This is a genomic window from Streptomyces sp. NPDC058008 (assembly GCF_042886395.1).
Taxonomy (GTDB): domain Bacteria; phylum Actinomycetota; class Actinomycetes; order Streptomycetales; family Streptomycetaceae; genus Streptomyces.
Genome location: NZ_JBHVQX010000016.1, coordinates 73,287 through 86,793, shown reverse-complemented (window position 1 = coordinate 86,793; position 13,507 = coordinate 73,287). Strand labels below are relative to the sequence as shown.

The 13,507-nt window shown below is 71.8% G+C and carries 5 protein-coding genes; 4 read left to right on the top strand and 1 reads right to left on the bottom strand.

Going from position 1 to position 13,507, the window contains the following annotated elements:
• The first annotated feature begins 305 nt into the window (after nt 1-305).
• Nucleotides 306-827, top strand: a complete 522-nt coding sequence (locus ACFVS9_RS17965) for a hypothetical protein (protein WP_389933379.1) — start codon at nt 306-308, stop codon at nt 825-827.
• A gap of 992 nt (nt 828-1,819) precedes the next feature.
• Here ACFVS9_RS17965 and ACFVS9_RS17960 read toward each other — a convergent pair.
• Nucleotides 1,820-2,488 carry a DUF4232 domain-containing protein gene (locus ACFVS9_RS17960; protein WP_383112897.1) on the bottom strand — a complete coding sequence of 223 codons (669 nt, stop codon included), beginning with the start codon at nt 2,486-2,488 and terminating at the stop codon, nt 1,820-1,822.
• A gap of 1,938 nt (nt 2,489-4,426) precedes the next feature.
• Between ACFVS9_RS17960 and ACFVS9_RS17955 the strand changes: the two genes are divergently transcribed.
• Genes ACFVS9_RS17955 through ACFVS9_RS17945 form a run of 3 tightly spaced genes read left to right on the top strand, consistent with a single transcriptional unit; the run spans nt 4,427 to nt 13,496 of the window.
• Nucleotides 4,427-5,950 (top strand): acyltransferase domain-containing protein, encoded by a 1,524-nt coding sequence (locus tag ACFVS9_RS17955; RefSeq protein ID WP_389933376.1) that lies wholly within the window; start codon nt 4,427-4,429, stop codon nt 5,948-5,950.
• Nucleotides 5,950-12,477: an SDR family oxidoreductase gene (locus ACFVS9_RS17950; protein WP_389933373.1), complete on the top strand. Its 6,528-nt coding sequence runs from the start codon at nt 5,950-5,952 to the stop codon at nt 12,475-12,477. The genes ACFVS9_RS17955 and ACFVS9_RS17950 overlap by 1 nt, the downstream gene beginning before the upstream one ends.
• Nucleotides 12,478-12,494: 17 nt before the next feature.
• Nucleotides 12,495-13,496, top strand: coding sequence for a 3-oxoacyl-[acyl-carrier-protein] synthase III C-terminal domain-containing protein (locus tag ACFVS9_RS17945; RefSeq protein WP_389933370.1), 1,002 nt, complete (start codon nt 12,495-12,497; stop codon nt 13,494-13,496).
• Nucleotides 13,497-13,507: the final 11 nt, after the last annotated feature.

Below are 13,507 nucleotides of genomic sequence, written 5' to 3'. Positions count from 1 at the left end.
GAAGACGGGCTGGACAGTGCACAGTCCGGCCCAACAACCCACTTGCCGAAGCCAGTTCTCACCCGATCCCTTCCTGTGCGGCCAGTCCTTCCGTCGAGGACCGGTCGAGTACTCACGGGGGCTTGCACGCCGATGAGACCGTCTCTCGGAACGGCAGTCCGGACCGGGATGTGGCTCGACGGCTCCACCCGCAGCTGAAGTAGGTGACCCCTCATGCACACTTCGGCCCCCCCGGCAGCTCGCTTCAGTACGGTCGTGCCCTGATCGCGGAGGCCGTCCGTCGCAAGGGCTATAGGTTGGCTCCCGTGAGCACGCGGGGGCGGAGCTATCGATACGTCGGCCCGGGAGAACTGGAGACAGCGGTCCGGCCCGGTAGCGGAGGACACCGCATCGGATCGGCGGCTGACTTCGGCAGTTGGATCGATGACCGGTCAGCCGCGGAACTGGCCGAGCCGTTCACCTTCGTGATCGGCACGGACGGTGTGCTTCGGCTGGCGCCCAGGCGAAGCGAGCACGTGGCCTGTGCCGGCGGGGACAGGGTGCTGAGCGCCGGGGAGATCAGCTTCGCCCGTGAATCGGGCCGGTGGACTGTTGGCGAGGTCAGTAACCAGTCGACCGGGTACTGCCCGGACGTCACGTCCTGGCCTGCGGTCGCCGGCGCTCTGGACGACGCGGAGATCGGACGGCCGTCCGGATTCACCTACGGGGTGGTGTTCAGACGGTGCCCTCGATGCCAGGAGCACAACATCGTCCGGGAGGACGACTTCGTCTGCGTCTTCTGCGGCGGCGATCTGCCTGAGGCGTGGAACGTGGATGCACGCGGATGACGAACCTGAGACACCGTCACTCATGGGCAGCAGTGAGGGGAAGACCGCCCCGTAGCGGACTGCCGGCCCGACGTCGTGAGGCGAAGAGGCGACGCCACCGGACTGCGATACGGTCGCCGACCGCGTCGCGCAGCCCGGTGGGTCGGCTGCCCCGGACCGATGCTCTGTCGGATGCGTGCGATGGTGGGCCTGGTTCAGGAGGGTGCGAGGATCCGACGCATCGCAGGGAGACGATTGGGTGGGCGTGGAAGGCGGGCTTCCTGCCCGCGCGCACCCGACCGGGGCGGTCACCTGGCCGACCCGGCCGAGGGGCGGGACACGCGGACTGTTCCGACATGTCGTCGAACTACGGTGAATCGACGCGCTGAACAGGTGAATCCGTCTGCTGACTTGTCGTCATGTCGAGCGATACGAGCCGTTGACTTCCGCGCGACGGTCAGCTCACCGTAGCGCCGGTGACCGTGCCTCATGAGCGTCCCGATCCATGATCAGGGACTCTGTGGAGAGACCTCCGGCGGTTCCTCCCGCAGGTCACTCTGCTTTCGTATCCCGGCCGTACACCGATGGGAACTCCGCACCGTGGAGCCGACGTTCAAGGCCCACGTGATCGCCGGTCCAGGATCAGCACACGGCTGCTGCGGCCGGACGAGCCCGGGTGCCAGACCCGTTCCGCCGTCATCGGTGGAACGGGCCGGAGGCCAGACCCCGACGGGCCTCCGGCCGTGAGGAAAGCGCCGGGAGCCGATTTCGGAACCGTACACAGTCCATCGGATGCCCCTCCGACCTCAAGGACGGCCGTCGGTCCGTTTCCCCGCCGAGGACGACGGCGGTGGCACTGAGCGCTGTCGGTCCGCGAGATCACCTCGTGCCATGAACCGTGATGATTCACCGTTCACGACTCGTCGACGCGCCGGCCCGTTACCCGATGGATCGTCCTGGCCGTGCCGGCTGCGGCGGTCAGTTGCCCGGGCCCGCCGCAGACACCTCGCTGCTTACTTCGTCGTGTGCGTGGGGTAGACCTCGACGTCGGTGTAGGCGCCCTTGATGTCCCCCGCGTCCGCGGGCCACGTCAGGCTGACGGTGTGGGTCTCGTTCGGGGGCGTCACCAGGATGTTGGTCGGTGACGAGAGGCTTCCGCCGGTGGTGTCGATGTCGTAGGCGAGGTCGAAGACGGCGGCGTCGCCGGGCTTCAGTGTGGTGATGCGCGGCTCGGCGTGGCCGCGCGCGATGGGGTTCGAGGTGTTGTCCGCGTCCTTGATGTCGACGCCCGCGAAGCCTGTTGCCGAGCAGGTGGTCGAACCCCGGTTGACCATGGTGATGTCGATCCGGCCGGAGACCTTGTCGGGCGCGGCGTTCTTCGCGTCGATCGCCAGGTCCTTCGTCCTGCAGAACGTCACCTTGCCGCTGGACTTCGTCGTGTCGGCTGCGGTTCCCTCCGCCTCGGTGACACCGTTGGAGCCCGACTTCGCGCTGTCTGCCTCCGAACCGTCGGAGCCCGAGCCGCCTTCCGGCTTCGAACCCTGGTCCGGGGCAGACGTGGAGGAGGACGTGGAGCCCTTGGAGGACGAGTCCTGCGCGGAGCCGTTGCCGCCGCAGGCGGTGAGCGAGAGGGTCGCCGCGACGCTGACGGCGGCGAGAGCGGTGGCACGGGTGTACTTCATGGTGAATCCCCCTGAAAAGCGCGGTGCGTGCGGTCGGGAATATTTGTACCTCGCACCGAGTTACAGCCAGTCCTCCGACACGTCTTCGTTCTGTCACAGGCGGACTGACCTCGCGGTTCGCCCAGGCGCCACCGAAGGGTCACCGTCCTCGTCCGAGCCCGAACGACCGGCCCCTGCGGTGCTGATGAGATGGCGCGCATTTCCTTCGGGGTCAGGCGGTCGCGCACATCCTCGTCCGGCATGCGGCTGGGCCTCCGACGTCGACGGCCTCGTCACCGCCTCCGAGGTGCGGATCTGTGCCGTCGTCACCCCGACGTCCCCGGGACCCATGCCCCGGTCGGCTGCCGCATCGGTGGGTCCGTCGCCCCCGCACCGCTCCCGATCCAGGGCGAGGACCTGTGACTGTGCCGGTACGGCCGCTGTCCGGGCCGGGTTCCAACAGTTCGAGCCCCGCCCGGACGGCACCCCCGGACCTTCTCGGGCCCGGCTCGTCGACATCTTCGAGGGCAAGCGCGACGTCATGGCGAACAGGCACGCCATCGCCTTCCACCCTGCGCGGCCGACGCCGCGCCCCCGAGGGGGCGGGCGCGCCACCGTCCCTGTCGGCTGAGTCGAACCCTGCCGGGTGGTTGTCGTCCACCGGCCGCTCATAGCCCACTTCCAGGAATCTGCGAGTAGGCATCCAAGGCAACTCCGTCGTAGGGCAAGCGTGTTGTCCAGGGATTGGAGTTGCGCCGGTCCGGATGCGGACGGGGTCCAACGAGGTGGGTCCGTAGAGGATCGCTCTGCTCGCCCGTCGATGCGTGCCGCCTCCGTGCGCGGATTGTATGCGGACCGCTCGAACTGTTCGATATGACGACCGTGAATACGGAAGAAGTTCGGGCGTGGGTGTCCGTTGTCTGCCCGAATTGCATTGCGGGGGAGGGGAGACGGACATCTGTCGGTCCGTCACGTCACTCGCGTTTCTTTTCGAATTTCCAGGAGTGTGCCGCAATGTTTCCGTTGAGTCGACGTCAAGGCGATTGATCGAGTGGTGGCGCACCCTCGGTGCCCTGGTCGCGTGCGGTCGCCGTACTGTCTCCGATGCCCGATGAGGCGACAGGGGCCGACCGGAGACCGCGTGGCGAGCGACCGGCCTCACCCGCACGGGATGGGGCGGCTGCCGGGGTGGCGGGCGGGGTGCGGTCGCACCGGGCGGGGGTGACCGTGTGTAGGGAGGCTCGTGCGTGTGCGCGGTGTGGTGGGCCGGCACCAGGGACGTGCGGGGAGCGCGTGCACCGTGGAAATGCCTGTTCAAGTGCCCGGGTTGCGCCGGCGTCCACGCGGGCTGCGTGACCGCGAGGGGGCGTGTGCTGGTGTGCGGCGCGGGCGGCGTGGCCGTCCGTAAGCGTCGTTCCGCACGACTGGGTTCGCGCGTGATCCAGGTCATATGCCATGTCTCGGCCAATTCAGCTCATCGGATTGTGTTCGAAACCCTGAACGCGTGATGTCTCAGAGCCACGGCCGTGTTGGGTCTGAACACGTTCTATAGCTGGTGATGTCGTGATTCGTGGACTCTGGCTAACACGAGACGTCGCGCAGCGACAAGAGTGCAATTGTCGTCGCTATTACATGCTCGGTAAATTAATGAACTCTCCACGTTTAGGCTGAAAGTAGGGCCTGGGGATCATTGACCCTCCAGAAAGGGCCCGGTTAGCTTGTATCGGCGCCCCGTTCGGCAGGAAACGCCCTGAGCGGGGCCCGCGCGTGTAGGAATGGCAATCAGCGACGGGTCACATTCGGCCGGGCCCGTCCCTCCGGTACAGCGAAGCAAGCGCACGTAAGTCGTTGATTTCGTCGCGCCGTTGTGGCGTATCAGGGCCCGGCTGGCCGACGCTCCGTCGCCTCCAGTACGGGACGGAGATGAGGGTGATGCACGTGGTGGATTCCGTCTTTGTCATGCCGGGTACGGTGGCCGCCCCGCGCGCGGGCATCCTGTCCGAGTTGCACAGCCGCTACGAGACCGTTCGAGAGGCGCTGTCCCGCATCGACAAGGCAGCCGGGGAGATGGGACTGCCTCCCGTCAGTGCCCGGTTGACCGAGCCCGGGGGGACGAGCCAGCGGCGCGGTCCCGAGGCGCAGTACCTGGAGATCTTCGCGGTCAGTATCGCGACGCACCACATGCTGATCGCCGAGGGTGTGAAGCCCGTTGCCATCGTGGGGCAGAGCATCGGGGAGCTGTGGGCTCTGGCCGCCGCGGGGCACCTGTCCGTGGAGGACGCCGCACGCCTGGCCGTTGCCCGGTCGCAGGTGCTGAGCCGGCAGAACTGGGACGGGAAGATGCTCGCCGTCGGTGTGGACGGCCGTCGGGCGGAGTCGCTGGCCGGGCTGATGAACCATCCGGACCTGGTGCTGGCCTGCGAGAACGCACCTCGACAGAGCGTCATCAGTGGCCCTGAACGGCTGATCGAACAGGTGGAACGGGTGGCCGACGCGTTCGGCTGGCCGAGTCTTCCTCTGGATGTCCCGCATCCGACCCACACTCCGGCGATGGCGCAGGCCGCGCGTGACCTGAGGGCGACCGCACCACGGGTCCCCTACGGTTCCGGGCGCTGGCGGGTGCGTTCCCCCTGGCTGGGGCGCGACGTCGGCGACGACGACCCGGTCGACCTGGTCGCGGGGGCCCTCACCGCGCGGGTCCGGATGCTGCACACGATCCGGGAGCTGCACGCGGCGGGCGCCGATGCCTTCGTGGAGTGCGGGGAGTGGCCGGTCGTGACCAAGTTCGTCGAGGCATCGGTCCCGGGTGTGCAGTGTGTCGTCCCGTTGAGCGAGAGCGATCCGGTCGAAGCCGTGCGGACGCTGTTCGCCGAGACCGCCGACGTCGGCCGGTTCCGTTCGCGCCTCCCGGCGCCGTCGAGCACCGGACACGGTGCCCCGGCGCGGGTGAGGACCCCCGCCACGGTCGCAGCGGTGACGGTGCCGGCGGTCTCGGCTTCCCCCGCGCCGCCCGCCACCGTGCCGGCCCCCACGCCCTACGCGGCCTCCGTCACCTACGCCCCCGTTGCCGCCCCGGTCGTGGAAGTCCCGGTCAGGGTCGCTCCGGCCGCGGAGGTCCTGGCCCCCGCCGCCCCCGTCGAGGAGGTCCCGGCCCCGGCCGCCGCACCGGTCACGGCCGTCCCGACCGAGGCCGCCTCCGTCACCCCGCCCGCGTCCGCCGGGTTGGACTACGACTCGGTGCTGGCCGAACTACGTACGCTCTACGGTGACTTCCTGGGCTACCCCGCCGACCTGCTCGGTGAGGACGACGGCCTGGAGTCCGAGCTGGGAGTGGAGTCGCTCAAGCAGGTCGTCCTGCTCGGTCGGGTGTCCGACCGCTTCGACCTGCCCGATCTGCGGGCGAACTCCTCCCTGCTGACCGTCGGCACACTGCGCCGGATCGCGGAGACCGTCGTGCAGGGCCGGGCAGAGGCTGCCGCGTGATGACCTCCACGGACAGTCTGCACGGCCGGGTCGCACTCGTGACGGGTGCCGCGAAGAGCCTCGGCGCGGACATCGTCCGCCAGCTGGCGCGGCGCGGCGCGCACGTGATCGTCAACTACTTCCACTCCGTCGAGCAGGCCGACAAGTTGCGGGCGGAGCTGGAACAGGCAGGACACAGCTGCGAGTTCATCCGTGCCTCGGTGGCCAAGACCAGCGAGATCGACCGGATGTTCGACCTGGTCGAGGAGCGGCACGGTGGTCTGGACATCCTGATCAACAACGCCGCGGGCGGCGCGTTCCTGCCCCTGTTCGACATCGACGACCTGTACTGGCAGCGCGCGTGGTCCACCAACGTGATGGCCGCTTACCACTGTTCGCGCCGCGCGGCCGCACTCATGACAGGGCGTAGGGGCGCGAGCGTCCTGTGCCTGTCCAGTGTCGGAGCGCACCAGCCCGTTCCCGGCTACGGGCCCGGCGGCGTCACCAAGGCGGCGCTGGAGTCGATGGTCCGTTACCTGGCGCTCGAACTGGCCGACCGGGAGATCCGGGTCAACACGGTACTGCTGGGCTCGGTCGCCAGCGAGATCGTCGTGAATCTCGACGCCCCGGAGGCGGCCCTCGGCGGCCCGGCAGGCAACGGCGAGCTGATGCGCCGCACCCTCTCGACGCCCGAGGCGGCCAAGCTGATCGTCCACCTCCTGCACGAGGACCTCGGCTTCATCACCGGGCAGACCCTCGTCGCCGACGGCGGCATCAGCATCGGCGGGATGCAGGGCATGCGGCTGCACAGCAGGCTGGCGGAACAGGTGACCGTACCCGCCGCCCGGCACCAGCCGGCCGCGTCGGTCGCGGCAGCGGTGTCGGCACCACCGTCCCGAGCCGACCTGTCCACCGACGCCGGACAGCCTGCGCCCGCCCGCCCGGCACAGGCACCCACACCACCACCGGCTCCCCTCCCCGAGGCGGCACAGGCACCCACACCACCACCGGCTCCCCTCCCCGAGCCGGCGGAGGCGCGCACGGTGTCACCGTCACAGGACCCTGCCTCCACGCCCGAAGCGGCGCGGGTGCGTACGTCGGTACCGGGCCCCCTCCCCGAGGCGGCACAGGCACCCACACCACCACCGGCTCCCATCCCCGAGGCGGCACAGGCACCCACACCACCACCGGCGCCCCTCCCCGAGCCGGCGGAGGCGCGCACGGTGTCACCGTCACCGGCCCCTGCCTCCACGCCCGAAGCGGCGCGGGTGCGTACGTCGGCACCGCGCCCCCTCCCCGAGTCGGCGCCTGCACCCACACCACCACCGGCTCCCCTCCCCGAGGCGGCACAGGCACCCACACCACCACCGGTGCCCCTCCCCGAGCCGGCGGAGGCGCGCACGGTGTCACCGTCACAGGACCCTGCCTCCACGCCCGAGCCGACGCAGGTGCAAGCCCCCTCGCCCCCGTCCGCCCCCGCCCCGGTCACCACCCCCGCCCCGGAGCCGTCGGAGCTGACCGACCCCGGCGCCGTGGCGGTGGTCGGACTCGGCCTGGCCCTGCCCGGCGCGAACAACACGGCGGAGTTCTGGGACCGGCTGCGGGACGGTGTGCTGATCTCCAGCGAACCGTCCGCCTTCGACCTGAAGCACTTCTGGGCGCCGACCCGCGAGGACACCGACGCCTTCTACGTCCGCGAGGCCGGATACCTCCAGGACTTCGTCCCCGACCCCGCCTCGGTCGCCGAGCCGGACGGGAACGCCGGCCACCCCGGGTGGCCGCGGACCACACGCTGGCTGCGCCACTGCACCGTGCAGGCCCTGGAGGGCGTACGCCGGCGGCCGACGGACCGGTGGCTCGCCGCCACCACCGGGATCCACGACCAGACGGGGCTCGGCCCCCAGGGCGTCGTACTGGGCGACGAGTACCGGCGCATGGTGCGCGATGCCGTCCCCGCCGACGCGGACGGCGACTGGCTGGCCGAGCTCGCCGACCACGCGATCACCGCACACTACGGCGGCGACGGCGGCGACCCGCAGGCCTACCTGCCCGCGTCCGTCTCCCGCAACGCGCTGCGCGGGCTCATCCCCGACGACGCCCAGCACCTGACCCTCGACGCCGCCTGTGCCAGCGGACTGTTCGCCGTGGACGCGGCGGTCAAGGCGCTGCGCGAAGGATCCGTCGACGTGGCCCTGGTCGGGGGCACCTCGGTGATCGAACCCATCGGATTCACCCTCTTCTGCCGCGCCCAGGGCATCTCGATGAGCGGCCGGATCCGCCCCTTCGACCAGGCCGCCGACGGGACCCTGATCGGTGAGGGCGCCATCACACTGGCGCTCAAGTCCTACGAGCGGGCCATGGCCGACGGAGACCGGGTGCTCGGCGTCATCCGGGGCACCGGGCTCGCCGCCGACGGCCGGGGCAAGGGCATCCACGCACCCGCCACGCGCGGCCAGGAACTGGCCATCTCCCGTGCCTGGGCCGACGCGGGCGTCGAGGCGGACGACGTGGACTGGGTCGTGGCGCACGGCACCGGCACGCCGGTCGGCGACGAGATCGAACTGCGCTCGCTGCTCTCCCGGCTCGGGCCCCGTGAGCGGGCGTGCCTCCTCACGTCGAACAAGCAGGTCTTCGGACACACCGGGGTACTGGCCGGCCTCGTCTCGGTCGCGCACGCCCTGGTCGCCCTCGAACGCGGGGCCGTTCCCGGTCAGCCCGTGGTCACCGACCCGCACCCGCTGCTCGGCGGCGGCGAGCGGCTGACCGTACCCGTCACCGACGCGTCCTGGCCGGCCCACGACGTACGGCCGAGGGTCGTCGGGGTGTCGTCGTTCGGCCTCGGAGGGGCGGACGCGCACGTCGTCCTGTCCGACCGGGTGCCGTCGGCCGCCCCCGCGGACAGGCGCGGCGGCGACGCGGCCGCCGACACGGAGGACCTGGTCGTCGTGGGCTGGAACACCCACCTGCCCGGCCTGGAGTCCGCCCAGGTGCCCGCCTGGCTGGCCGGTGAAGGACCGCCGCCGGAAGCCGGCTTCGGGACGCCCTACCCCCTGCCCTCCCCGCGGGAGGTGCGCATCCCGCCGCTGACGATGCGGCACATGGACCCCGCCCACCTGATGGTGCTTCAGGCCCTCGGTCCGCTGCTGGACGAGCTCGGCGAGCCGGGCACCGCTCTGCGGCCCACGACGGCCATCGTGGTGGGTTCGACCCTGCCGACCACGCACAACACCCGTGCCGCGCTGCGGGTGCACGCCGCCGAGTGCGCCACCACGTTCGACATCCTGCCCGACCCGGTGCAGGCGCAGACGCTGAAGGAGTACCTCGCCAAGGGGATGGCCGAGGCCAAGGGGGTGATCCCCGGCGACCTGAACGAGGACGACTTCACCGGTGCGGTCTCCTGCATCCTGTCGGGCCGGGCCGCCAACTACTACGACCTCCGGGGCATGGGCACCAGCGTCTACGCGCAGCGGGACTCCGCGCACAGCGCGGTCGACATCGCCCTGCGCCAGCTCCGCCACCGGGCCTGCGACCTGGCCCTGATCGGCGCCGTGTGCCAGCGGCCGATCAGCGGCTGGGACCGCCACCTCTCCGGTCTGGTACCGGAGGGCCGGTCCATCGCGGAAGGCGCGGCGGTCCTGGCGGTCGCCCGGCGCTCGACCGCGCTGGAGCACGGCCTGCCGGTCCTCGGGACCCTCTCCACCTCGGTCGGCGCTACCGACACCCGTCCGGCGGCGCCCGCGCACTCCCTCCCCGTGCTGGAAGGCGCCGGACACACCTACCTGTCGCTGGACGCGCTCCTGACGGTCGTCGAAGCGCTCGTCAGCGGCAAGGACACCGTGGTGGCGCCCGCCGCCCCCGGGTCGCCGCTGATCCGGTTCACCGGGCCGGGCGCCCCGCGTCACCACCACCCGGACCCCGAGGAGGCCGAGCGGGCACCACGCGCGCCGGAGTTCACCGAGCCCGTCCCGGCCGCACCCGAGCACCCCGCTCCCGCGCCGGAGCACAGCGACGACGGCATCGGCCGCCGCCAGGCGTTCCGGTTCGTCCCGACGCCCGCGCCGCCCGAGGACCCCGCCGCGCCGGCGATCCCGCCGGGCACGATCGTCATCACCGACGCCCCCGACCTCGCCGAGGCCGCCACCGGCCCCGACACCGCCGTCTGGTCACCCCGTCCCGTCCCCGGCGCAGGCCACGTACCGCCCGAGGACGCGCCCGCGGCCCTCACCGCGCTGCCGTTCGTCCCCCGCCACATCAGGGTCCTGTCCCGGCTGCCCCTCGACGACGGGAGCGACGACGGGAGCGACGACGCCGAGGCGGGCCGGCTGGAGGACCTCCAGGACCTGACGTTCACCACCCTCCAGGCCGCACTCCCCGCCCTGCGCACCGGCGGCTCACTCGGCGCACTCCTCCTCGGGCCGGTACCGGACGACCTGCCCGCCCCGCTGAGCGGCCTGTTCACCGGCCTCGTCCGCTCGGTGCGGGCCGAGGTCCCGCAGTGCGGCGGAGTGACCCTGCTCAGCGACGCACCGGACCCCGCAACGGCGTTGGACCAGCTCGCGCGGGCGGCCACCGCCCAGGTGCCGACACACACCCTGGCCTGCCGAGGCGGCGACTGGTCCACCCTCGCCGTCGTCGACGACGACCCCGGCGTACCACCCCCCGCCGAGGAGGCGCCCCTGCCGCCCGGCGCGGTCGTCGTCGCCTTCGGCGGCGCCCGGGGGATCACCCCCGAACTCCTCCACGCAGTCGCCCGCACCAGCGACCGCCCCCACGTGTACGTCATCGGCCGCACCGCGCTGCCGGAGAGCGGCGAAGAGCTGCCGCCGCAGGCCGAGTTCATCGCAGCCGAGCGCCGTCGGCGCCCCGGGGCGTCGGTGGGTGAACTGCGCGCCGCCTACGAGAAGGCCCAGGCGCGCCTGGAGGTACGCCGTACGGTGCGACGGCTCGCCGACCTGTGCGGCCAGGACCGTGTCCACCACAGAGTGTGCGACGTCCTCGACGCCGAGCGCACCACCGCCGTCCTCGACGAGGTACTCGGCCGGCACGGAAAGATCGACCTGCTCATCAACACCGTCCTGGACCTGCGTTCGCGAGCCCTGCACGCCAAGACCCTCACCGACTTCCGGGCCGTCCGGGCCACCAAGGCAACGGGCTACCGCAACCTCAAACGGGCCCTGGCGGGCCGGCCACCGCGGATCTGGTGCAACTTCAGCACCCTGGCGACCCTCGCCCCCGCACCCGGGGACATCGACTACTGCGCCGTCAACGAGTACCTCGCCTACGCGAGCGCCCGGGCCCAGCGGCACGCGCCCGACGGGCACGCCGAGGTCGCGGTCCTCTGGAGCGGCTGGCGGGAGGTCGGCGTCGCCAGCAGCCTCACCATGCGGGAGACCCTGAAACGCAACGGGATGGACGCCTACATCAGCACCGCGCAGGGACAGGCGCAGTTCCTCTCCGCGGTGACCCGCCCGCCGGCCGGGGGAGTGGCCTTCTTCATCCGGGAGGAGGAACGCGTCCTGCTGGGCCGGCGCGGAATCAGCACCTACGGCGCCTCCGGCGAACTGCCGGTCCCCGCCCCGGACGCCCCGCCGCCCGCCGCACCCGACCCGGCACTGACGACACCGCTGCTCGACGGCGTCCTGTACCGGGGCACGGACTGGGCGGTCTTCACCAAGACCTGGGACCCGGGCACCCTCGCCGAGCAGGACGGCCGGTGGATGCGCCACCACCGGGTCAACGGGGAGTACACCCTGCCCGGTACGTTCACCCTGGAGGCCGCAGCGGGAGCCGCCGCGACGCTCTGCCCCGGCCTCGTGGTCACCGGGTTCCGCGGACTCGTCTGCCGGGCGTCGATCAAGATCCGGCTCGCCGGCCCGCCCCGCACCGTCGCGGTGGAGGCCCGGGTGACGAGCCGGAAGCACGGCCGGGCGGAGGTGGCCGTCAGGATGACGGCCCACCGGATCGGCAAGAACGGCAAGGTGCTGCGCTTCAACGACCTGCTGTGCGAGACGAACGTCGTACTGGCCGACCGCTACCCCGAGCTCCCCGGGCCCCCCGACTGCTCGGCCTACGAGCCCCAGCCCGACTTCGCGATGCCGGTCTACTCCCCGGACCCGCCGATCTCGCTCACCGGCCCGTTCGCCGGCACCGGCGACTACGCGCGCGGACCGGGGGGCAACAGCGGCAGGTTCCGGCTGGACCACGAGGCCTGGGCGCCGGCCCTGGCCGGGACGACCGTGCCGACGATCCTGCTCGACGCGATGGTGCACCTGCTGCTGCTGCCACCGCGGGGCGACAGCCCGCCGGCGGTCGGCCCGATGGCGGGCCTCGACGAGGTCGACCTCAGCGGGCCGGGCAACGACTGCCGGCTCAGCGCCGAGAACCCGGAGATCCGGCTGCACTGCGACTTCGCCACCGGCGCCCTGACCGCCACCACCGGCGGCGGCCGGGTGCTCGCCCGGATCACGGGGGTCAGCGCACACGCCCTCGACCACAGCGGAGAACTCGTCAGGCCCCACCCCCGCGTTCCGCAGCCGCCCCTTTCGTGACAGCCGAGGAGACAGCAGTGTTGTGGCAGGACATCACGATCGCAGGAACCGGTGCGTGGGTACCGCCCATCAAGCGCGAACACGAGCCGTGGGGCAGCCCGGACACCGCGCAGCCCTCCATGGCGGCCCTCAACGGCTTCACCTCGGCCGCCGTCTCCACGGACCACACCGCGACGCAGATGGCGGCCCGCGCCGGCCTCAAGGCACTGCGCCACGCGGACGTCACCGGCACGGACCTGAGCCTCGTCGTGCACGCCCACTTCCAGGACGAGGACCACTACACCCCCGCGCCCTATCTGCTGCGGGTGCTCGGAGGACCGGACACCACGGGGATCGAGGTCGGCGCCGCCAGTGACGGCGGGGCCGCCGCCCTCGTCACCGCCGCCGAACACCTCACGGCCCGGCCGCACGCGAACGCCGCCCTGGTGACGGCCGGTGCCCGCTTCCCCGCCGGGCGCTGGGGCCACGTCCGGGAGACCGGCTACGTGGCCGGTGACGCCGGCGCCGCCGCGGTCCTCACCCGCCGGACGGGCTTCGCCCGGCTGGCGGCCACCGCCCAGGCGGCGGAACCTCAACTGGAGGTCCTGACCCGGGCGAGGAAGGAACCGGCCGGCGCCCGTTCCTTCCTCGCCGAGGAGACCGGCCTCATGCCCCACATCGACGCGCTGCAGCGCTCCACCCGCCGCTGTGTGGAGACCGTCCTGGACGAGACCGATTCGAAACCCGAGGACATCTCGCACGTGGTGGCCATCGCCATCGGGTCGGTCGTGCTCGACATGGTGCTCGCCGGATCCCCCCTCAGCGTCCGTTCCGACGACACCAGTTGGACCTTCGGCCGGCACCTCGGCCACGCCGGACCGAGCGACATCCTGCTCGCCCTCGACCGGCTGTTCCGCTCCGGCACGCTGCGCGCCGGAGAACGCGTCCTCGTCGTGAGCTTCGGTCTCGGCTTCCGCTGGACCACCGCGCTGCTCGAAATCACCCGCGACCCCGCCGCCGCGGTACCGGCCGGCCGGTGACCAACGGAATG